21 protein-coding genes are annotated in these 19,819 nt (G+C 64.4%); 10 read left to right on the top strand and 11 right to left on the bottom strand.

Going from position 1 to position 19,819, the window contains the following annotated elements; genetic code table 11:
* Positions 1-5 precede the first annotated feature (5 nt).
* The 4 genes from hisA to hisB are packed head-to-tail and all read right to left on the bottom strand — an operon-like array spanning position 6 to position 2,529.
* Positions 6-743 carry a 1-(5-phosphoribosyl)-5-[(5-phosphoribosylamino)methylideneamino]imidazole-4-carboxamide isomerase gene (gene hisA / locus RPPS3_RS01645; protein WP_107346382.1) on the bottom strand — a complete coding sequence of 246 codons (738 nt, stop codon included), beginning with the start codon at positions 741-743 and terminating at the stop codon, positions 6-8.
* Positions 740-1,390 carry an imidazole glycerol phosphate synthase subunit HisH gene (gene hisH, locus RPPS3_RS01640; RefSeq protein ID WP_107342553.1) on the bottom strand — a complete coding sequence of 217 codons (651 nt, stop codon included), beginning with the start codon at positions 1,388-1,390 and terminating at the stop codon, positions 740-742. Before hisH ends, hisA begins: the two co-directional genes overlap by 4 nt.
* Positions 1,387-1,908 carry a DUF2628 domain-containing protein gene (locus RPPS3_RS01635; protein ID WP_107342552.1) on the bottom strand — a complete coding sequence of 174 codons (522 nt, stop codon included), beginning with the start codon at positions 1,906-1,908 and terminating at the stop codon, positions 1,387-1,389. The genes hisH and RPPS3_RS01635 overlap by 4 nt, the downstream gene beginning before the upstream one ends.
* Positions 1,909-1,935: 27 nt before the next feature.
* Positions 1,936-2,529 (bottom strand): imidazoleglycerol-phosphate dehydratase HisB, encoded by a 594-nt coding sequence (hisB, locus tag RPPS3_RS01630; RefSeq protein ID WP_107342551.1) that lies wholly within the window; start codon positions 2,527-2,529, stop codon positions 1,936-1,938.
* Between the two features lie 187 nt (positions 2,530-2,716).
* Between hisB and hslV the strand changes: the two genes are divergently transcribed.
* The 3 genes from hslV to hslU are packed head-to-tail and all read left to right on the top strand — an operon-like array spanning position 2,717 to position 5,237.
* Positions 2,717-3,286 carry an ATP-dependent protease subunit HslV gene (gene hslV, locus RPPS3_RS01625; RefSeq protein WP_011155876.1) on the top strand — a complete coding sequence of 190 codons (570 nt, stop codon included), beginning with the start codon at positions 2,717-2,719 and terminating at the stop codon, positions 3,284-3,286.
* Complete coding sequence (locus RPPS3_RS01620) at positions 3,283-3,894, top strand: DUF2585 domain-containing protein (protein WP_107342550.1); 612 nt, start codon at positions 3,283-3,285, stop codon at positions 3,892-3,894. Before hslV ends, RPPS3_RS01620 begins: the two co-directional genes overlap by 4 nt.
* Before the next feature lie 41 nt (positions 3,895-3,935).
* Positions 3,936-5,237 (top strand): ATP-dependent protease ATPase subunit HslU, encoded by a 1,302-nt coding sequence (hslU, locus tag RPPS3_RS01615; RefSeq protein WP_107342549.1) that lies wholly within the window; start codon positions 3,936-3,938, stop codon positions 5,235-5,237.
* A 305-nt stretch (positions 5,238-5,542) separates the two neighbouring features.
* Here hslU and RPPS3_RS01605 read toward each other — a convergent pair whose 3' ends face one another.
* From RPPS3_RS01605 to RPPS3_RS01595, 3 genes are read right to left on the bottom strand one after another with little or no spacing between them, the layout of a single operon-like run.
* Positions 5,543-6,124: a Smr/MutS family protein gene (locus RPPS3_RS01605; protein ID WP_107342548.1), complete on the bottom strand. Its 582-nt coding sequence runs from the start codon at positions 6,122-6,124 to the stop codon at positions 5,543-5,545.
* Positions 6,125-6,129: 5 nt separating this feature from the next.
* Positions 6,130-7,623 (bottom strand): murein transglycosylase A, encoded by a 1,494-nt coding sequence (gene mltA / locus RPPS3_RS01600; protein ID WP_107342547.1) that lies wholly within the window; start codon positions 7,621-7,623, stop codon positions 6,130-6,132.
* The gene (locus RPPS3_RS01595) at positions 7,601-8,308 is read right to left on the bottom strand and encodes a Tim44/TimA family putative adaptor protein (protein ID WP_107342546.1); all 708 of its coding nucleotides are present in this window, start codon (positions 8,306-8,308) and stop codon (positions 7,601-7,603) included. Before RPPS3_RS01595 ends, mltA begins: the two co-directional genes overlap by 23 nt.
* A 464-nt stretch (positions 8,309-8,772) precedes the next feature.
* Here RPPS3_RS01595 and secB point away from each other — a divergent pair, with 464 nt between their 5' ends.
* Positions 8,773-9,246: a protein-export chaperone SecB gene (secB, locus tag RPPS3_RS01590; RefSeq protein ID WP_011155870.1), complete on the top strand. Its 474-nt coding sequence runs from the start codon at positions 8,773-8,775 to the stop codon at positions 9,244-9,246.
* A 79-nt stretch (positions 9,247-9,325) separates the two neighbouring features.
* Here the strand turns inward: secB and dnaQ are convergent, their stop codons facing one another.
* The 4 genes from dnaQ to RPPS3_RS01570 form a co-directional block, all read right to left on the bottom strand.
* Positions 9,326-10,024, bottom strand: coding sequence for a DNA polymerase III subunit epsilon (dnaQ, locus tag RPPS3_RS01585; protein ID WP_107342545.1), 699 nt, complete (start codon positions 10,022-10,024; stop codon positions 9,326-9,328).
* 35 nt (positions 10,025-10,059) lie between these two features.
* Entirely contained in the window at positions 10,060-10,659 is a 600-nt protein-coding gene (gene coaE / locus RPPS3_RS01580; protein ID WP_107342544.1) for a dephospho-CoA kinase, read from the bottom strand.
* Between the two features lie 96 nt (positions 10,660-10,755).
* Positions 10,756-11,364 (bottom strand): Maf family protein, encoded by a 609-nt coding sequence (locus RPPS3_RS01575; protein ID WP_107342543.1) that lies wholly within the window; start codon positions 11,362-11,364, stop codon positions 10,756-10,758.
* Positions 11,361-12,200, bottom strand: coding sequence for a pyruvate, water dikinase regulatory protein (locus RPPS3_RS01570; protein ID WP_107342542.1), 840 nt, complete (start codon positions 12,198-12,200; stop codon positions 11,361-11,363). The genes RPPS3_RS01575 and RPPS3_RS01570 overlap by 4 nt, the downstream gene beginning before the upstream one ends.
* 454 nt (positions 12,201-12,654) lie before the next feature.
* Between RPPS3_RS01570 and hemJ the strand changes: the two genes are divergently transcribed.
* From hemJ to RPPS3_RS01540, 6 genes are all read left to right on the top strand, one after another.
* Complete coding sequence (gene hemJ, locus RPPS3_RS01565) at positions 12,655-13,095, top strand: protoporphyrinogen oxidase HemJ (protein WP_107346380.1); 441 nt, start codon at positions 12,655-12,657, stop codon at positions 13,093-13,095.
* A gap of 261 nt (positions 13,096-13,356) precedes the next feature.
* Positions 13,357-14,622, top strand: coding sequence for a transcription termination factor Rho (gene rho / locus RPPS3_RS01560; protein ID WP_011155864.1), 1,266 nt, complete (start codon positions 13,357-13,359; stop codon positions 14,620-14,622).
* An 86-nt stretch (positions 14,623-14,708) separates the two neighbouring features.
* Positions 14,709-16,031 carry a tRNA uridine-5-carboxymethylaminomethyl(34) synthesis GTPase MnmE gene (gene mnmE / locus RPPS3_RS01555; RefSeq protein WP_107342541.1) on the top strand — a complete coding sequence of 441 codons (1,323 nt, stop codon included), beginning with the start codon at positions 14,709-14,711 and terminating at the stop codon, positions 16,029-16,031.
* 163 nt (positions 16,032-16,194) lie between these two features.
* Positions 16,195-18,063: a tRNA uridine-5-carboxymethylaminomethyl(34) synthesis enzyme MnmG gene (mnmG, locus tag RPPS3_RS01550; RefSeq protein WP_107342540.1), complete on the top strand. Its 1,869-nt coding sequence runs from the start codon at positions 16,195-16,197 to the stop codon at positions 18,061-18,063.
* Positions 18,064-18,234: 171 nt separating this feature from the next.
* Positions 18,235-18,906 (top strand): 16S rRNA (guanine(527)-N(7))-methyltransferase RsmG, encoded by a 672-nt coding sequence (rsmG, locus tag RPPS3_RS01545; RefSeq protein ID WP_107342539.1) that lies wholly within the window; start codon positions 18,235-18,237, stop codon positions 18,904-18,906.
* A gap of 28 nt (positions 18,907-18,934) precedes the next feature.
* Positions 18,935-19,789, top strand: a complete 855-nt coding sequence (locus tag RPPS3_RS01540) for a ParA family protein (RefSeq protein WP_107342538.1) — start codon at positions 18,935-18,937, stop codon at positions 19,787-19,789.
* Positions 19,790-19,819 lie beyond the last annotated feature (30 nt).

Raw genomic sequence — 19,819 nt, 5'->3', positions numbered from 1 at the left:
GCTCCTTAGGCCGCCTTGGCGGCGCCGATCAGCGCCAGCGCCTCAGTGGGATCGAGCCGGCCGTCGTACAGCGCCCGCCCGGCGATCGCGCCTTCAAGCTTTTTGGCGCGCGGGCTGAGCAGCGTCTTGACGTCTTCGATCGAGGCGAGGCCGCCGGAGGCAATCACCGGAATCGAAATCGCCTCGGCGAGCGCAATGGTGGCGTCCCAGTTGATGCCCTTGAGCAGGCCGTCGCGGGCGATGTCGGTGAAGATGATGGCGGCCACGCCGGCGTCTTCGAAGCGTTGCGCGATATCCAGCGCGGTGACCTGTGAGCTCTCCGCCCAGCCCTCGACCGCGACCTTGCCGTCGCGGGCGTCGAGACCGACGGCGACGCGGCCCGGAAAGGCCTTGGCGGCGTCCTTCACCAGCGCCGGATCGCGCACCGCGGCGGTGCCGATGATGACGCGGGCGATGCCCTTGGACAGCCAGGCTTCGATGGTCTTGAGGTCGCGGATGCCGCCGCCGAGCTGCACCGGCATCTTGACCACCTTCAGCATCGCTTCGACCGCCTGGGCGTTCATCGGCTTGCCGGCGAAGGCGCCGTCGAGATCGACCACGTGCAGGTACTGAAAGCCTTGAGCCGCAAAGCTCTGCGCCTGCGCGGCGGGATCGAGATTGAACACCGTGGCGCGCGCCATGTCGCCCTGTTCGAGCCGCACGCACTGGCCGTTCTTGAGATCAATCGCGGGGAAGAGAATCACGGCTTCCACTTCAAAAAGTTCGAGATCAGCGCCAGGCCGAAGCGCTGACTCTTCTCGGGGTGAAACTGAGTACCGATCGCGGTGTCCTTGCCGACCACGGCCGTGACCGGCCCGCCGTAATCGGCGCGCGCCAGCACATCGCCTTCATGCTCGGCGGCGAGGTGGAAGGAGTGCACGAAGTAGGCGTGCAGGCCCTTCGAACCAAGCGGCAGCCGGTCCAGCACAGGGTGCTCGCGGATCTGATCGAGCGTATTCCAGCCCATATGCGGGATCTTCAGATCCTCGCGATTGGGCGCGATCTTGACGACGTCGCCGGCGATCCAGTTGAGCCCGTCGGTGGTGACGTGCTCCTTGCCGCGCGTCGCCATCAGCTGCATGCCGACGCAAATGCCGAAGAACGGCCGGGCCTTGACCCGCACCGTCTCGTTCAGCGCCTGGACCATACCGTCGATCGAATCCAGTCCCTTGCGGCAATCGGCGAAGGCGCCAACGCCCGGCAGGACGACTCGGTCGGCCCGGAACACCTGGTCCGGATCGCGGGTCACCAGGATCGGTTCGGGGTTTTCCATGCTCCGCGCCGCGCGCTCGAACGCTTTCGCCGCCGAGTGCAGGTTGCCGGAGCCGTAGTCGATGATCGCGACGCTCATCGCGAGCCTCCGGGATTCGGGAACGAGCCGAAGATGTCGCCATGGATCGACGACGCGGGCAGCGGAATGCTGCGCGCCGGCGGCGGCGAGCCGCGGTCGACCGGAAGGGTGAAGCTGACCGGTTGCGGCTGGCCTGCGACCCAGCGATCGAAGAACCGCCGTTCGGCGATCTCGCGGTCCTCGCCGACCGCGACGCCAACGGACTGCCAGCCGCGGCGGGCCAGGGTCCAGCGCCACAGGCTGCCAGCCTCGAGCCCGAGCAGGCTGGCAAGCAGCAGTGCGACCACGAACCGGGTGCCGCTTCCGGCATGCAGCGCCGTGAGCGCGACCGCGGAGACGGCGATCACCACCACATAGCCGAGCGTCGCCAGCCAGAGCCGGCGGTACAGCAGCCAGAACGGGCCGAACACGAAAGCCCAGACGTAAAAGCCATCACGGACAAAGCGGAATTGATCGGGCGCAGCCTGCTGCAGCTCGTCGTCGTCCGCCCGCGGGGCATGAACAGTGAACACCGGCATGGACTTGTCTCCGCCGCCCGACGGCGATTAGCCGCCGAGCTGCCCCTTGGTCGAGGGCACTTCACCGGCCGTCTTGGGATCGATCGCGACCGCCGCGCGCAGCGCCCGGGCCAATCCCTTGAAGCAGGATTCGGCGATGTGATGGCTGTTCTCGCCATATAGGGTCTCGACGTGCAGAGTCACGCCCGCGTTCATGGCGAAGGCCTGAAACCACTCCCGCACCAGCTCGGTGTCGAATTCGCCGATCTTGTCGCGCGGGAAGTCCGCCTTGAACACCAGGAACGGGCGGCCCGAGACGTCGACCACGACCCGGGTCAGGGTCTCGTCCATCGGCATGAAGATGCTGGCATAGCGGCTGATGCCCGCCATATTGCCGAGCGCCTGCTTGACCGCCTGGCCGAGCGCGATGCCGACGTCCTCGGTGGTGTGGTGGAAGTCGACATGGAGGTCGCCCACCGCCTTGACGGTGATGTCGATCCGCGAATGCTTGGCGAGCAGATCGAGCATATGGTCGAAGAAGCCGATCCCGGTGGCGGCGTTGGCCACACCGGTGCCGTCGAGGTCGACCGTGACCTCGATGTCGGTCTCCTTGGTCTTGCGCTTGATCGTCGCCGTGCGCATGAAGCGGGCTCTCCGGTAAAAACGCCGGTCTTTTAACAGGCCGGTGACACCTTCGCTACTGCGCCAGCTGCGGAGCGGGGCCGATCTTCGTCCTATGGTGAGCGGATTGGCCGCTCCGGCGGCCTCCCGGAGAGCAATTGCATCGCCGCCCGGCCGTGCCTAGATCAGCGCTCGCGAAAGGAACTCCATGGCACCTCATAGCTCTTCGGCAGACGCCGGCCCCCCGGTCTGGCACGGCACCACCATTCTGACCGTGCGTAAGGGCGGCAAGGTCGTGATCGGCGGCGACGGCCAAGTCTCGATCGGACAGACCGTGATCAAGGCCAACGCCAAGAAAGTTCGCAAGCTCGGCAAGGGCGACGTGATCGGCGGCTTCGCCGGAGCCACCGCCGACGCTTTCACGCTGTTCGAGCGGCTCGAAGCCAAGCTCGAGCAGTACCCCGGCCAGCTCACCCGCGCGGCGGTCGAACTCGCCAAGGATTGGCGCACCGACCGCTATCTGCGCCGGCTGGAAGCAATGATGATCGTGGCCGACAAGGATGTGTCGCTGGTGCTGACCGGCACCGGCGACGTGCTCGAGCCCGAAGCCGGCGTGATGGCGATCGGCTCCGGCGGCAATTATGCGCTGGCCGCCGCCCGCGCGCTGATCGACACCGATCAGGACGCCGAGACCATCGTGCGAAAGTCGCTCGGCATCGCCGCCGACATCTGCGTCTACACCAACGGCAATCTCACGCTCGAGACGCTGACCGCATGAGCGCGGCCGGGGCCGAACGGCCGATGTCGTCAGCGACCGGCCTGCCGGTCCGCTGGGCACTGGCCGTCGTCCTGGCTCTGCTTGCCGTCCAGGCGACTGCGCTGTTTGCGATGGGACGGGTGCCGATCTGCACCTGCGGCACCGTCAAGCTGTGGCACGGCTTGGTGCAGAGTTCGGAGAACTCGCAGCATCTCACCGACTGGTACACGTTCTCGCACATCATCCACGGCTTCCTGTTCTATGCCGGCACGTGGCTGCTGCTGCGGCGCTGGTCGTGGACCGCGCGGCTGATCGTGGCGACACTGATCGAAGGCGGCTGGGAGCTGGCGGAGAATTCGAGCTTCATCATCGAGCGCTACCGCGCCGGCACGATCTCGCTTGATTACTACGGCGACAGCATCGTCAATTCGGTCGCCGATACGCTTGCGATGATCTTTGGATTCCTGCTCGCACGCTGGCTGCCGATCGCCGCCACCGTCGCGATCGCGGTGCTGTTCGAAGTGCTGGTCGGTTTGCACATCCGCGACAATCTGACCCTCAACGTGATCATGCTGATTCATCCGTTCGATGCCATCCGGCAATGGCAGGCAGGACCGCCGATCATCTGACCCCGCTTGTTCCCTCGTTCGACCGACCTTACGTAGGCCCCATGACCGACTTTTCCCCCCGTGAAATCGTCTCCGAACTCGACCGCTTCATCGTCGGCCAGGCCGACGCCAAGCGCGCGGTCGCCATCGCGCTACGCAACCGCTGGCGTCGGCTGCAACTCGAAGGGTCCTTGCGCGAAGAAGTGCTGCCGAAAAACATCCTGATGATCGGCCCGACCGGCGTCGGCAAAACCGAGATCGCGCGGCGGCTCGCGAAGCTCGCCGGCGCACCGTTCCTCAAGGTCGAGGCGACCAAGTTCACCGAGGTCGGCTATGTCGGCCGCGACGTCGAACAGATCATCCGCGATCTGGTCGAGGTCGCGATCGCGCAGGTGCGCGAGAAGAAGCGCAAGGACGTACAGGCCCGCGCCCAGGTCGCCGCCGAAGAACGCGTGCTCGATGCGCTGGTCGGGCCCGGCTCGGGTCCGGCGACGCGGGACTCGTTCCGCAAGAAGCTGCGGGGCGGCGAGCTCAACGACAAGGAAATCGAGATCGAGACCCAGGCCGGGTCAGGCTCGCCGATGTTCGAAATCCCCGGCATGCCGGGCGCGCAGATCGGCGCGGTCTCGCTCGGCGACATCTTCGGCAAGATGGGCGGCCGCACCAAGAAGCGGCGGCTGACGGTGGCCGACTCACACGAGATCCTGGTCAACGAAGAAGCCGACAAGCTGCTCGACACCGATCAGCTGGTGCAGGAAGCCATCGCCGCGGTCGAGAACAACGGCATCGTGTTCCTGGACGAGATCGACAAGATCTGCGTGCGCGACGGTCGCAGCGGCGGTGAAGTCTCGCGCGAAGGCGTGCAGCGCGATCTGTTGCCGCTGATCGAAGGCACCACGGTGTCGACCAAGCACGGCGCGGTGAAGACCGAGCACATCCTGTTCATTGCCTCTGGCGCGTTCCACATCGCCAAGCCCTCCGACCTGCTGCCCGAACTGCAGGGCCGACTGCCGATCCGCGTCGAGCTCAACGCGCTGAGCCGCGACGACATGCGCCGGATCCTGACCGAGCCGGAGGCGTCGCTGATTAAGCAGTATGTGGCGCTGATGAAGACCGAGGGCGTGACGCTGGACTTCTCCGACGACGCCATCGACGCGCTGGCCGATGTCGCGGTCGCGGTGAACTCCACCGTCGAAAACATCGGCGCGCGCCGGCTGCAGACCGTGATGGAACGCGTGCTCGACGAGATCTCCTTCGTCGCCCCCGACCGCGGCGGCGAAACCATCCGCATCGACGCCGACTACGTCCAGAAAAACGTCGGCGATCTGGCGAAGAACACGGATCTGAGCCGGTTTATTTTGTAGTTGGCCATAAGGCACTTCGTTTGTTCACCGACCGCAGCTACGCCAACAAACGTCATGCGCGGGCTTGACCCGCGCATCCATCTCTTTCGAAAGATGATGGATTGCCGGGTCAAGCCCGGCAATGACGAATTTTTATGTATGATGCGCTGCAAGTAATAACTGTCCTCGCCCCACCCGACCACGTCATCGCCCGGCTTGTCCGGGCGACCCAATATTGCAGGGCGTAGCTGCTAACTAATAGAGGCTCGGAATACTGGATCGCCCGCCTTCGCGGGCGATGACGGCATGGTGGCGACGAAGTTCGACTACCGCGCTCGTCTCACCCGCACGTACAACGCGCCTTCGCCGCCGTGGCCGATGTGGGCTTCGTCGAAGCCGACCACATAGGCGCGGAATTCGGGGAGGGCGAGCCACTGCGGCACCTGGCGACGGAGGATGCCGCGTTCGGTATCGCCGCTCTTGCCCTTACCGGTGATCACCAGCACGAAGCCGAGCCCGTCATGACTGGCGCGCTGCAGGAAATACAGCAGCGCGTGATGCGCGCGCGCCTGGGTCATGCCGTGCAGATCGATCCGCGCGTCGATGTCCTTGCGGCCACGCGACAGATGCGCCCGTTCGCGGCGCCCCAGCGTGGCGAGCGGCGGCGGGGCGGTCGGGAGTGATGGTTTCGCGGCCCGCTTGAGCGGTTGCGGCGGCGCCGCCGGCGCCGGCTTGATCGCCGGTGCAGGGACCTGCGGATCGGCAATCTCGACCTTGATCGGCCGCGGTCGGCCGCGCAGCGGCTTGATCTGACGGGCCACGCCGTCCCACAGCGCCCGCTCGTCCTCTGTCAGGCTGCGCTTGCGGCGCGACATCGGCGGGTCGAGCGGCGGGATGATGCGTTTCATCGAGATCAGGGCAGGTGGCGATGGTGCCGCGAGTGGTGGGAGCGATGACGTTGAGCCGGCGGCCGTGACGGCGCCGCAGCTGGCCGGCTATCCGGTGTCGGGACAGTCGTGGCTCCGTCTTTACCACCGGACTTCGACGGCGTCGCTGCGGGCTTGTTGATTTTGGCAGGCGGACGCGGCTCGGGCACCGGCAGACTGCGGGCGCGCGCAACCGGATCGAGGCTCTTCGGCACCAGCATGGCGAACGCGATCGGGTGCCGGATCCGGCCTGCCACCGCACCTGCCTCGGCCCCGGCGCCGAAATACAGGTCGGCGCGCGCCGGGCCGACGATCGCCGAGCCGGTGTCCTGGCCGATCATCAGCCGCCGAAACGCTGTCTTCGCGGTCGGGGAATCGATCGGCAGCTCGCCCGTAATGAAGAACGGCGTGCCGTAAACATGCAGTCCCTTGTCGACGGCGATCGAGCGGCCTGGGGTCAGCGGCACGCCTTGGGCGCCGATCGCTTCATCGTCATCCTTCAGCTCGACCTTGCGGAAGAACACATACGAGCGGTTCGCACGCCGCAGCTCCTTGGCGCCCTCGGGATTGGCGTCCATCCAATCGCGGATGCGGTGCATCGACATCTCTTCGCGCGGGATGATGCCGCGCTCGATCAGGATGCGACCGACCGGCGTGTAGGGAAAACCATTGTGGGCGTCGTAATTGATTCGAATCACCCGTCCGTCGGGCAGTTTGATCCGCGCCGATCCCTGGATCTGCGCGAACAACAGATCGGTCTGACTCTTCAGCCAGCAGATCTCCAGACCCCGGCCGTCGATCGCGCCGTCTTCGATTTCTCCGCGGTCGTAATACGGCACCAGCTTGCGCCGGCCGATCTTGCGAAACACGGGCCCGCCATTCGGCAGGGCCGCATCCTGCTTGTAGCCGCGGACGAACAGGTTCGAGGGGCGGCGATACACCGGCACGGTATAGTCGTCGGTCTTGACCGCCGAGCCTTCGATCACCGGCTCGTAATAGCCGGTGACGAAGCCGAGCGGCTCGCCGAGACGGGAGATCTGCAGCGGCACAAAATGCTGTTCGAAGAACCCGCGAGCTTCGGCCGCGGTGGTGACGTGCGCCGAGCGCGCCGCATGACACGGCTCCCACAACGAGCCGCCGAGCGGCTTGTCGATCGAGGGCGCTCGGCCCCCCGCCAGGATCGGGCGGCAACTGACGCGGAAGGTTTTCAGGGCGGCGAGTTGATCGTCGGCGTCCCAACCAGGGACGTCCGACCAGGCGACCGGCAGATATTGGCCGCCCGGGATTTCCAGCGGCCACAGCGGATGCCGATACTTTGCGTGATGCTCGGCGAATTTCGAGACGGATCGGGCGCCAGAATGGTGATGCCGGCTGCGCGCGTCCGCCTCACTCGGCGCAGACAATAGCGCGGCTGCGAGAACGCAGCCGGCCAGGGCGGCGCGGCGCGCGCCGCGTGCGTCAGCTGCCGCTGCCGGTCCCAACCAGCTTCCAGTTCGGATCGCGCGAGCTCGTGTCGCGGGCGAAGGTCCAGACGTCGGTGATGTCGGCGACCTTGTCGGGCGAGCCGTCGACCACCGCGCCTGTCTTGTCGCGGGTCGCCGAGATCATCTGCGACACGAACTTCAGCGTCAGCATCGCGGTGCGATCGCGCAGTTCGGCACTGATCAGCTCGGCCTTCTCGATCGACACGAAGCGGGTCTCGACCTTCAGGTCGTTCTTCTCGCGATCCTTGATCGCGGCATCGAAGCTCTCATAGACCTCGCTCGACAGCAGATCCCGCAGCGAGCGGCGGTCGCCATTGGCGAACGCCATCACGATCATCTCATAGGCGCTCTTGGCGCCGGCGATGAAGTGTTGCGCGTCGAACGAGGAATCGTTCTGGGCGATGGCGTTGAGGCCGTGCTCAAGTTGGGAGTCCGGCTCGGCGATGCCCTTCCAGCGATCGGAGGGCGGCACCACGTCCGCGTTCGGCGCCATCGGCGCCTGGTCGATCACGGTGCCGGGCATCGAGATCACGTTGGTGTCCTGCTTGCCGGGAATCATGTCCCGCGCGGCAGCGCGATCGAACGGCGGCCGTTCGCTGCCGGTGCGCTGGCCGAGCACGTTGCGCAGACGCAGGAAGATGAACACCGCGAGCGCCAGGAAGATGATGGTGTAAATATCCACGTCGCATTCACTTTCTGATCGGGCCGGGGCCTGCCGGCGCGCTTTGGTCTCCGGCCTCGCGACGCCAACGCGGCAGAGAGCCGGTTTGCACCATGTAGGCATCAACCGCGGCGCGCCAATGGCGCGTTTTGGCACAGCCGGTGGGGTTGGCAACCCCCACACAGCGATCTTTGGAGCTGTGGCCCGGCGAGCTTACGCGCTTCGCGCCCCGCCGGAAACCGGTGAGAGGCCCGAAAACCTGGCCGGTGGGCGGTTAAGGAGAGGTTTCGGCGGGCCGTCCCGGGACCTTTAGGCTGTGGGCGCGGTATCCGGCACCCGCCTGCCAGGCTGCGGCCGCAGCCTCTGTCTACCTTGTGGAACGCCGGGGGCGTATGATAGCCACTCGCCAAAGCACCTGCCCATTGTTGCGACGCCCTCTGCAAGTCGGCGGCCGCCATCCAAATCCGCTTCCAGGAGAACCATCGATGACCAACGGTAACGGCACGCCTCCCGAGGGTGCTCCTCCGCAACTCAATGTGCTGGCGCAGTACACCAAGGATCTGTCGTTCGAGAACCCGAACGCCCCGGCGTCGCTCGCCCCGCAGCAGCAGCAGCCGGCGATCAACATCCAGATCAACGTCGGCGCCAACAACGTCGGCGAGAACGAATATGAAGTGACGCTGTCGATCGAAGGCAAGGCCGAATCCGGCAGCAGCGTGCTGTTCAGCTTCGAGCTGGCCTATGCGGGCGTGTTCCGGGTGCTGAACGTGCCGCAGGAGAACCTGCATCCGCTGATCATGATCGAATGCCCGCGGCTGCTGTTCCCGTTTGCGCGCGAGATCATCGCCAGCGCCGTGCGCGACGGCGGGTTCCCGCCGCTGATGCTCGATCCGGTCGATTTCATCGGCCTGTATCGCCAGAACCTCGAGCGCGCCCAGCAGCAGGGCCAGCCGAGCTGATCCGCTCGCCGCTCACGTTCATGACTTCTGCAATGCCCGGCCGGCGTGCCGGGCATTGTCGTTTCGGGGAAACAAACGCTCAGGCGCCAGCGGCCAGATAGTCCGGCCAGATCGCCTTGTCGCCCATGGTGGCGATGAAGGCGCGGTGGGCTTCGAGGTCGGCGTCGGTCAGCCGGTTCGGCAGCGGCGCTGGTCGCTGGCGGCGACGGTTCTCGCTGGCAGCTCCGACCACCTCGGCCGGCACGTCGGCCAGGATGAGCTGCGACTGCCGGGCACCGATCAGGTCGATATAGACTTCGGCCAACAGCTCGGCGTCGAGCAACGCGCCGTGCTTGGTCCGGCGCGAATTGTCGATCGCGTAACGCGAGCACAGATCGTCGAGCCGATTCGACACGCCCGGATGCTTACGGCGGGCGAGCAGCAGGGTGTCGACCAGGCGATCGCGCGGCACCGGCGCACGCGACAGCCGCGACAGCTCCGCATTGATGAAGCCGATGTCGAACGAGGCGTTGTGAATCACCAGCGGCGCATCGCCGATGAATTCGAGAAACTCGTCCGCCACATGCGCGAACAGCGGCTTGTCGGCGAGAAACTCGCTCGACAGCCCATGCACCGCAAAGGCCTCGGCCGGCATATCGCGTTCGGGATTGAGATAGCGATGATAGGTGCGACCGGTCGGCATCCGGTTGAAAATCTCGACGCAGCCGATTTCGACCAGTCGATCGCCGCGCAGCGGATCGAGGCCGGTGGTTTCGGTATCGAGGACGATCTCACGCATCGCTTTTGATCAGACCGTGTTGGTCGCCGCGCGAATCAGTCGCGCCGGCGCGGCATTTTAGCAGCGGCCTCGAGGATTTCGCGGATCTGAAGCCGCACCGGGTCGAGTCCGTTGGAGGTATCCACCACGAAATCCGCGCGCTTGCGCTTCTCGGCATCGGGCATCTGCCGGGCTAGAATCGCATCGAGTTTTTCAGGGGTCATGTTGTCGCGCGCGAGAATCCGTTCGCGCTGCACCTCCGGCGAGGTCGTCACCACCACCACCGCATCGACACGCTTTTCGCCGCCGGTCTCGAACAGCAGCGGGACATCGACCACCGCGACCGGCGCGCCGGATGATTCGGCATCGTCGAGAAACTGCTGGTGATGAGCGCGCAGCATCGGGTGCACGATTGCTTCGAGCCGCTTCATCGCGGCCGGATCATGCACCACCTTTGCCGACAACAGCGCGCGATCGACCTTGCCGCCGACCGTGGTGCCGGGAAATGCCGCTTCGATCGCCGGCACGGCTTCGTTCTCGTAGATCTTATGCACGGTGGCGTCGGCGTCGTAGACCGGCACGCCGGCTTCCGCGAACAGCTTGGCGGTGGTCGATTTGCCCATCCCAATCGAACCGGTCAGTCCGAGCACCAGCATTCCGTCGCCTCCGTCTTTTTCTTCCCCGCGAGACGTTTCAGATCCGATCCCGATCAGTTCTGCGTCTCGCTTGTTGTTTGGTTCGTCGCCCGCGCGTCAGACCGCCAGCAGGTTCTGGCTACGCAGAAAACCGAGCAGCGGCAACAGCGGCAGACCCAGGATGGTGAAATGATCGCCGTGGATGCCGTCGAACAGGTGCACGCCGAGGCCTTCGATCTGATAGGCGCCGACGCTGGTGGTGGCCTTGTCGCCGACCACGTCGAGATAGGCGTCGATCTCCGCCTCGGTGAGCGGCCGCATCGTCATCCGCGCGATCGACACATCGGCAAACAACGTGATGCCGTTGCGGACGATAGCAATCGCCGAGTGCAATTCATGACGGCGGCCGGCGAGTTCGCGGAGCTGCTTGGCAGCGGCGGTGCGATCAGCGGGCTTGTTGAAACCACGCGCGCCGAGCGCCAGCGTCTGATCAGCGCCCAGCACTAGGCGGCCGGGATGATGGTTGCTGACGAACGCCGCCTTCTGCTGCGCCAGCAGCCCGGCGATCTCACCCGGCGCACTGAGGCCAGATGCGTCCGCGATGCCGCGCTCATCGATGTCGGCCGGAATCGCATCGAACGGAATTCCGGCGTTGCTAAGCACCGTCTGGCGGGCGCGGCTCTGCGAAGCCAGCACCAGCGGCTGCGGCCCAAGCCACAGCGTCATTCCGGCACCTTCTGGCGCTGCCGATCGGCAAGCAGTTTCATGATCGCCGCGGCAGTCTCTTCGATCGAGCGGCGGGTAACGTCGAGCAGAGACCAGCCATATTTGGCGCTGAGCTTGCGCGCCAGCAGCACTTCGTCGGTCACGGCCTGGCGATCAATATAAGAGTCATTGCCCGTGCCGGCGCCGAGACTGAGAAGCCGGTTCTGCCGCACCTGGATCAAACGCTCCGGCGACGCATGCAGGCTGACCACCAGCGGCTTCTTCAGCGTCTCGAGCTGATGCGGAATCGGAATGCCGGCGACCAGCGGCACATTCGCGGTGCGGATGCCGCGATTGGCCAAGTAGATCGAGGTCGGCGTCTTCGATGTGCGCGACACACCGACCAGCACCACGTCGGCTTCTTCAAGCCCTTCGACGTGCTGGCCGTCGTCGTGCATCATCGAATAGTTCAACGCATCGATGCGCTGAAAATATTCGGCATTGAGCGTGTGCTGCGCACCGACGCGGCCCATCGTCGACGCGCCGAGATACGCTTCGAACAATTGCATCACCGGACCGATGATCGACAGGCTCGGGCTGTTGATCTCCTGGCACTTCGCCTCGAGCCGGGTGACCAGCTCGGTCTCCAGCAGCGTGAACAGGACGATGCCGGGCGCTTCCTCGATCTCCTGCAGCACGCGATCAAGCTGCTTCTGGCTGCGCACCAGCGGATAGACATGCTCGACCGGGGTGACGTTGGCGTATTGCGCCGTCACCGCACGCGACACCGTGATCAGAGTTTCGCCGGTCGAGTCCGAGACCAGATGAAGGTGAAAGTAGCTGCCGTCGGTCAGCATCGTAGCCCTGTGTAACCTGTGAACAACGGGGCGAGAATCGCACCAAAGCTGACCCCCGGCCGTCGTGGTCGGGATAACCCGGCTTTTTCTTCACAGGTGTCGGGTGAGAGAAGCATTTCGGGATGGCAGTGAGGTTAGCGGGTGAATGTGGATTTGTCTCTCGGTAATGCGGCCACGATCCGGCGCAACCCTCTGATCCTGCAAGAGCCCGACGAACAGACGAGCAGTTGGGGATGGCTGTGAAGATGTGGGTCGATGCGGAAGAACTCTGGAATGCCGTTGGGTGAGTCAAATCCACGGCCACTTAGACTCAAACCTTAAGAATCTATAAATATTGATAAGAACGCGGGCGCTTGCGGAAATCTCCGCATTCGAGCATTCGATCAACGCGCGATGCGGGTCCTGCGTTCCGGATCGTCTGGCAGCCTCGCGGCACAGCGGAATGGAAGATCGAATGATCGACTGGGTGGATGTCTATCCGTGGGTGAAGACCCTGCACGTGGTGGCGGTGATCTCCTGGATGGCCGGCATGCTGTATATGCCGCGATTGTTCGTCTACCACTGCACGGCTGAAGTCGGATCGACGCAGTCCGAGACTTTCAAGATCATGGAACGCCGGCTGTACCGGGCGATCATGAATCCGGCCATGATGGTCGCGTGGGTCGCAGGTTTGGCGATCGCCTGGGAGCAGGGATATTTCACCTCGGGCTGGTTTCACGCCAAGCTCGCCGCGGTGGTGCTGATGACCGTGATTCATCTGCTGCTCGGCCGCTACGTGCGCGACTTCGCCGCTGACCGGAATACTCGGTCTCATAAATTCTATCGCGTTATCAATGAGTTACCGACGCTTCTGATGATCGCGGCGGTGCTGTTCGTGATCGTCAAGCCGTTCTGACGGCACTGGATGACGGTACGGCGTCGATCGTCTTGCGTGGACGCAACGGATTTTCTATACTGGCATTCGTCCCACCTAAAGCAGGCGAATGTGGTTGCGATCAGGTTCCTTTCTGAACCGGCCGCCGCATCGGGTCTGAAACCTCCCGCACCTTCCTTGCTCAAGACACCGTCGACCTGAAGACCTGCGGACTCCGGTTATTTCCTCCCGCTTTTTCTTCCGCTGACGAATCCCCAGTCTCGTTTCCACAGGACCACCCCCATGCGGGAAATCAAACTTCAAGACCTGAAGGCCAAGACGCCGGCCGAACTCGTTTCGTTTTCGGAAGAGCTCGGGGTCGAGAACGCCAGCACGATGCGCAAGCAGGAGCTGATGTTCGCCTGCCTGAAGCAGCTGTCGGCCAAAGAGACCGACATCATCGGCGAGGGCGTCGTCGAGGTGCTGTCCGACGGTTTCGGCTTTCTGCGATCGCCGGATGCCAATTACCTTCCCGGCCCGGACGACATCTACGTTTCGCCTTCGCAAATCCGCCGCTTCGGCCTGCGCACCGGTGACACCATCGAAGGCCACATCCGCAGCCCGAAGGAAGGCGAACGCTACTTCGCGCTGCTCAAGGTCAACTCGCTGAACTTCGAAGATCCTGAGAAGTCCAAGCACAAGGTCAATTTCGACAATCTGACGCCGCTGTTTCCGGATGAACGCTTCCGACTCGAGATCGACGATCCCACCCGCAAGGATCTGTCGGCGCGCGTCATCGACATCGTCGCCCCGATCGGTAAGGGCCAGCGCGCGCTGATCGTCGCGCCGCCACGCACCGGTAAAACCGTGCTGATGCAGAACATCGCGCACTCGATCACGGCGAATCATCCCGAGTGCTACCTGATCGTGCTGCTGATCGACGAGCGGCCCGAAGAAGTCACCGACATGCAGCGCTCGGTGAAGGGCGAGGTGATCTCCTCGACCTTCGACGAACCGGCAGTCCGCCACGTCCAGGTCGCCGAGATGGTGATCGAAAAGGCCAAGCGCCTGGTCGAACACGGCCGCGACGTTGTCATTCTGCTCGACTCGATCACCCGCCTCGGCCGCGCCTACAACACGGTGGTGCCGTCTTCGGGTAAGGTGCTGACCGGCGGTGTCGACGCCAACGCGCTGCAGCGGCCGAAGCGGTTCTTCGGCGCCGCGCGTAACATCGAAGAGGGTGGGTCGCTCACCATTATCGCCACCGCGCTGGTCGATACCGGCTCGCGCATGGACGAAGTGATCTTCGAAGAGTTCAAGGGCACCGGCAACTCGGAGCTGATCCTCGACCGCAAGGTCGCCGACAAGCGCACCTTCCCGGCGATCGACATCTCGCGGTCCGGCACCCGCAAGGAAGAGCTGATCACCGATCCGCAGCTGTTGAAGAAGATGTACGTGCTGCGCCGTATCCTCAACCCGATGGGGACGATGGACGCGATCGAGTTCCTGCTCGACAAGCTGCGCAACACCAAGAACAACTCGGAATTCTTCGACTCGATGAACACCTGAGCGAGTTGGATATCCGGCCATCAAGGGCGCCCCAGCGGGCGCCCTTTTTGTTTGCGTTCGGAACAGTGCCTCGGCAAGACAGCGCCATGCATCCGAGCGACCAGACCATCTTTGCCCTTGCGACCGGACCGCTGCCGTCGGCAATCGCCATCGTGCGTGTCTCCGGATCGCGAGCGGGCAACGTGCTGACAGCGCTGACCGGATCTCTGCCGCCGCCGCGGCGCGCCGTGCGCTGTGATCTTCGGACCCGTGACGACGAGTTGATCGACGACGGTGTGGCGTTGTGGTTTCCGGCCCCTGCGTCCGCGACCGGCGAAGACGTCGCCGAATTGCACATCCACGGCAGCCGCGCGGTGGCGGCGGCGCTGATCAAAACCCTCTCGGCGTTCGAAGGTGTGCGGCCGGCGGAGCCGGGCGAGTTCACCCGGCGGGGATTCGAAAACGGCAAGCTCGACCTGACCGAAGCCGAAGGTCTCGACGATCTGATCCATGCGGATACCGACGCGCAGCGTCGTCAGGCGCTTCGCCAGCTCGGCGGCGTGCTTGGCGACCGGGCGCGGAGATGGCGCGACCAGATCATCGAAGCGCTGGCGCTGGTCGAAGCGGGGATCGATTTTTCCGACGAGGGCGACGTTGCCGATGAGCTGATGGGGCCGGCGCGGGCGAAGATCGCGGAGCTGTCGGCAGAGATCGCCGAGGTCTTGGCCGAGCAGGCCCGGGGAGAGAAGCTTCGCGACGGGATGGTGGTAGCGATCGCCGGGCCGCCGAATGTCGGCAAGTCCACTTTGATCAATCGCCTGGCGCGCCGCGAGGTGGCGATCGTGTCGCCGCATGCCGGCACCACCCGGGATGTGATCGAGGTCCAACTCGATCTCGACGGCTATCCGGTGACGGTGATCGATACCGCGGGATTGCGGGACAGCGACGATCCAGTCGAGCAGGAGGGAGTGCGCCGCGCCCGCGCGCGAGCCGCGGCGGCGGACCTGGTGCTGTGGCTGAGCACGGCCAAGGATGCTTCTGATCCGGATGTGAGCGGTCCGGAAGTCTGGCGGGTCCGGAATAAGATCGATCTAGCGGACGGCAAGGCGGAATCCCGCCCTTCACATTCGGCTTTCAGGATTTCGGCGGCGACGGGCGAGGGGTTTGCGGAGTTGCTGCGCCAGCTGACGCGATTTGCTGCGCAATATTTTGGGTCTGCAGAAGCCGGATTGATCACGCGGGATCGCCATCGGCTGTTGCTTGCCGAAGCTTCGGCATCGCTGGAGCGGAGTCTGGTGTCGGGACTGGCCGAAGAGATCGTCGCCGAAGAACTCCGTGCTTCCGCTCACAGTCTTGGCCGATTGCTGGGGCGGGTCGACGTCGAGGACGTCCTCGGTGAGATCTTCAGCCGGTTCTGCATCGGCAAATAGGCTCACCGGGTCGCCGATCAGCGGCGGTGGTTACGATTGGTTAACCACGATACTGGGATTTCGGCACCGCTGTTTCACGTGAAACAGTCCGGTGAGGTTTAGCCGGTATCAAGGTCGGCGGACTCGCCTTCAAAGCTCCCCGGAGCTGAGCTACAACCCCACCATGCGCACCTCTTTCGACGTCATCGTCATCGGCGGCGGCCACGCCGGCTGCGAAGCTGCGGCTGCGGCGGCCCGGATCGGCGCGGCTACCGCTCTGGTCACCCATCGGTTTGCCACCGTGGGCGCAATGTCCTGTAACCCGGCGATCGGAGGACTGGGCAAAGGCCATCTGGTCCGCGAAGTTGATGCTTTGGACGGCCTGATGGGCCGGGTCGCCGACGCTGGCGGCATTCAGTTTCGGATGCTGAACCGCCGTAAAGGCCCCGCTGTTCGTGGTCCCCGCGCCCAAGCCGATCGCAAACTATATGCGGCCGCGATGCAGACCGCGATCCAGGCCATTCCGAACTTGTCGGTCATCGAAGGAGAGGCCGACGCACTTCTCTGGCAGAATGGCCGCGTGACCGGCATTCGACTCGGCGACGGCCGGGAGTTTGCGGCCGCAGCGGTTGTGATCACCACCGGGACCTTCCTCCGGGGCCTCATTCACCTCGGCGAGCGAAGCTGGCCGGCAGGCCGGATCGACGAGGCGCCGGCGATGGGGCTCTCTGGATCGTTCGAAGCGCTCGGTTTTGCCCTCGGCCGGCTCAAAACCGGCACTCCGCCACGGCTGGACGGCCGGACGATCGACTGGCGCGCTGTCGAAATGCAGCCCGGTGATGATCCGCCGGAGCCGTTCTCGGTTCTGACGCCCGCGATCACCACGCCGCAGATCGAATGCGGTATCACCCGGACGACGACAGCCACCCACGAGGTGATCCGCGCCAATGTGCATCGCTCGCCGATGTATTCCGGGCAGATTCAGTCCACCGGACCGCGCTACTGCCCGTCGATCGAGGACAAGATCGTCAAATTCGGCGACCGCGACGGCCACCAGATCTTCCTTGAGCCCGAAGGTCTCGACGATCCAACAGTCTATCCCAACGGGATTTCGACCTCGCTGCCCGAAGACGTGCAGCGTGCGATCCTGAAGACGATCCCTGGCCTGGAGCGGACCGAGATGTTCCGCCCGGGCTACGCGATCGAATACGACCATGTCGATCCGCGAGAACTGGAACCGACGCTGCAGACCAAGCGACTGCGCGGGCTGTTTCTGGCCGGGCAGATCAACGGTACGACCGGATATGAAGAGGCCGCGGCTCAGGGCTTGGTCGCGGGTATCAACGCGGCTTTGGCCGCCGGGGGAGGCGATCTGGCGGTGTTCGATCGCGCCGACGGATATCTCGGCGTGATGATCGACGATCTGGTGACCCGTGGCATCACCGAGCCGTACCGGATGTTCACCTCACGGGCCGAATATCGCCTGACCCTTCGGGCCGACAATGCGGACCGGCGCCTCACCGACAAAGGGCTAGCGATCGGCTGTGTCGGCACGGAGCGGGCGGCCTTCCATCAGGACAAAATGGCGGCGCTGTCTGCGGCGAAAGCGCTCGCCCAGTCGCTATCGATCACCCCGAACGAAGCCGCCAAGCATGGACTGGCGCTGAACCGCGATGGCCAGCGCCGCTCGGCGTTCGATCTGTTGTCCTATCCGGAGATCGAGTGGGCTCAGGTCCGTGCGATCTGGCCGGAGCTCGGCAAGGTCGATCCGGCGATCGCGGTGCATGTCGAGATCGACGCCAAATATCATGTCTATCTGGAGCGGCAGACTGCGGACGTCGAGGCGTTTCGTCGGGATGAGAGTCTGCGGCTCACCGATGTCGATTACGCAGCGGTCCCGGGTCTGTCGAACGAGGCTCGCACGCGGCTGGAACGGCATCGGCCACACACCGTTGGGCAGGCGGGTCGGCTGGACGGGATCACGCCGGCGGCCCTCGGAATTCTGGCCGCCTATCTCAGGCGTGAACAACGAAAGCGGAAATCGACGGGGTAAGCGCAGCGACCAGTGTTTCACGTGAAACACACCATCTCTAAGTTCCGTCGTGTTTCACGTGAAACTTGAGCCGTCAATTGCAGAGCGGTGCCGTATTCGATGGCCGGAATCGGTTTGCAAGAATATAATTAAAACAGGCCCGCAGCGGCCGTCTCCCCGCAGTGAAGTTCCATGCAGCGCGCTGCCAAACCTCTCGTTTCTCTCTCCGATCTCGACGCCGACAAAGCGGCGGCGCTCAAGCTCGTCCCGATCTCATCGGCGCTTGAAGCGCGGCTCGATGCTTATGTCGCCTTACTGCAGCAATGGCAGGCTAAGACTAATCTGATCGCTCCATCGACCCTGCCGCAGCTTTGGACCCGCCACGTCGCGGATTCGCTGCAGCTCGTCAGCCTCATGCCCCATGCCCGGCGATGGCTCGACTTTGGATCTGGAGGCGGGTTCCCCGGCGTGGTGCTCGCTTGCGCGATGGCGGATGTCGGTGGGCACGTCACATTGGTGGAGAGGATCGCCAAGAAGGCGGCGTTCCTGCGCGAGGCGCTCCGCGTGGCGGCCGCGCCGGGCACAGTGATGCTCGCGGACATCGGGGATAACGTGGATAGATTCCCACAGGCGCTCGATTGCATCACCGCCCGTGCGGTTGCTCCGCTACACCAACTCATCGGTTTTGCCGAACCTCTGATGATCTCCGGAACCACGAAGGCGTTGTTTCTGAAAGGTCAAGATGTAGATGCAGAATTGACGGAAGCTACTAAATATTGGAAATTCCAGCCTAAGCTGCATGCCAGCGTGACCGGTGGCCAAGGCTGGATCGTCGAAATCGACCACATCGAACGACGCACATAACCGCCACCAACCAGCCGAAGAACCTGCCATGACCGTAATTGACGAGATTTATCAAGGGGATAGGGCGAATTCAGAGCCCGGGCGTCCGCGCATCATCGCGCTCGCCAACCAGAAGGGCGGGGTCGGCAAGACCACCACCGCGATCAATCTCGGCACGGCGCTGGCCGCGATCGGCGAACGGGTGCTGATCGTCGATCTCGATCCACAGGGCAACGCCTCGACCGGGCTCGGCATCGATCGCCGCGATCGCAACACCTCGACTTACGACGTGTTGGCCGGCGAAGCGCCGCTCCGCGACGCGGTGGTCGCCACCGCGGTGCCGCGGCTGCACATTGCCGCTTCGACCATGGATCTGTCCGGCCTCGAGCTCGAGCTCGGTCATCGCGGCGACCGCGCATTCCGACTGCGCGATGCCATCGGCGTGCTCAACAAGGACATCGATCCGCCGCTCGACTACACCTACGTGCTGATCGACTGCCCGCCGTCCCTGAACCTGCTGACTGTGAATGCGATGGCGGCCGCGGATGCGATCCTGGTGCCGCTGCAGTGCGAGTTCTTCGCCCTCGAAGGTCTGTCGCAATTGCTGCAGACGGTCGAGCAGGTCCGCGCCAACCTCAATCCGAACCTGACGATCCACGGCATCGTGCTGACGATGTTCGACAGCCGCAACAATCTGTCGAGCCAGGTCGTCGCCGACGTGCGCCAGTTCATGGGCAAGAAGGTCTACGACACCATGATCCCGCGTAACGTGCGGATCTCGGAAGCGCCGAGCTACGGCAAGCCGGTGCTGGTTTACGATCTGAAATGCGTCGGCAGCGAAGCCTATCTGAAGCTCGCCACCGAAGTGATTCAGCGCGAGCGCGAACTCCGCACCACGCATTGAGGTGCGTGGCCGGCGGCGCCGACCAGGCCT

It is taken from the genome of Rhodopseudomonas palustris, assembly GCF_003031265.1.
Taxonomy (GTDB): domain Bacteria; phylum Pseudomonadota; class Alphaproteobacteria; order Rhizobiales; family Xanthobacteraceae; genus Rhodopseudomonas; species Rhodopseudomonas palustris_H.
The sequence above is the reverse complement of the archived record's forward strand: the minus strand, read 5'-3'. Positions and strand labels throughout refer to the sequence as shown.

Coding starts and splice junctions, on each gene's coding strand:
- RPPS3_RS01620 (WP_107342550.1), top strand. CDS start 3,283: ATGAGCGCGGCCGGGGCCGAACGGCCGATGTCGTCAGCGACCGGCCTG.
- RPPS3_RS01540 (WP_107342538.1), top strand. CDS start 18,935: ATGACCGTAATTGACGAGATTTATCAAGGGGATAGGGCGAATTCAGAG.
- mnmG (WP_107342540.1), top strand. CDS start 16,195: ATGCGCACCTCTTTCGACGTCATCGTCATCGGCGGCGGCCACGCCGGC.
- secB (WP_011155870.1), top strand. CDS start 8,773: ATGACCAACGGTAACGGCACGCCTCCCGAGGGTGCTCCTCCGCAACTC.
- rsmG (WP_107342539.1), top strand. CDS start 18,235: ATGCAGCGCGCTGCCAAACCTCTCGTTTCTCTCTCCGATCTCGACGCC.
- rho (WP_011155864.1), top strand. CDS start 13,357: ATGCGGGAAATCAAACTTCAAGACCTGAAGGCCAAGACGCCGGCCGAA.
- hisB (WP_107342551.1), bottom strand. CDS start 2,529: ATGCGCACGGCGACGATCAAGCGCAAGACCAAGGAGACCGACATCGAG.
- hisH (WP_107342553.1), bottom strand. CDS start 1,390: ATGAGCGTCGCGATCATCGACTACGGCTCCGGCAACCTGCACTCGGCG.
- RPPS3_RS01635 (WP_107342552.1), bottom strand. CDS start 1,908: ATGCCGGTGTTCACTGTTCATGCCCCGCGGGCGGACGACGACGAGCTG.
- RPPS3_RS01605 (WP_107342548.1), bottom strand. CDS start 6,124: ATGAAACGCATCATCCCGCCGCTCGACCCGCCGATGTCGCGCCGCAAG.
- hemJ (WP_107346380.1), top strand. CDS start 12,655: ATGATCGACTGGGTGGATGTCTATCCGTGGGTGAAGACCCTGCACGTG.
- dnaQ (WP_107342545.1), bottom strand. CDS start 10,024: ATGCGTGAGATCGTCCTCGATACCGAAACCACCGGCCTCGATCCGCTG.
- RPPS3_RS01570 (WP_107342542.1), bottom strand. CDS start 12,200: ATGCTGACCGACGGCAGCTACTTTCACCTTCATCTGGTCTCGGACTCG.
- coaE (WP_107342544.1), bottom strand. CDS start 10,659: ATGCTGGTGCTCGGACTGACCGGTTCGATTGGGATGGGCAAATCGACC.
- hslU (WP_107342549.1), top strand. CDS start 3,936: ATGACCGACTTTTCCCCCCGTGAAATCGTCTCCGAACTCGACCGCTTC.
- mnmE (WP_107342541.1), top strand. CDS start 14,709: ATGCATCCGAGCGACCAGACCATCTTTGCCCTTGCGACCGGACCGCTG.
- hslV (WP_011155876.1), top strand. CDS start 2,717: ATGGCACCTCATAGCTCTTCGGCAGACGCCGGCCCCCCGGTCTGGCAC.
- RPPS3_RS01575 (WP_107342543.1), bottom strand. CDS start 11,364: ATGACGCTGTGGCTTGGGCCGCAGCCGCTGGTGCTGGCTTCGCAGAGC.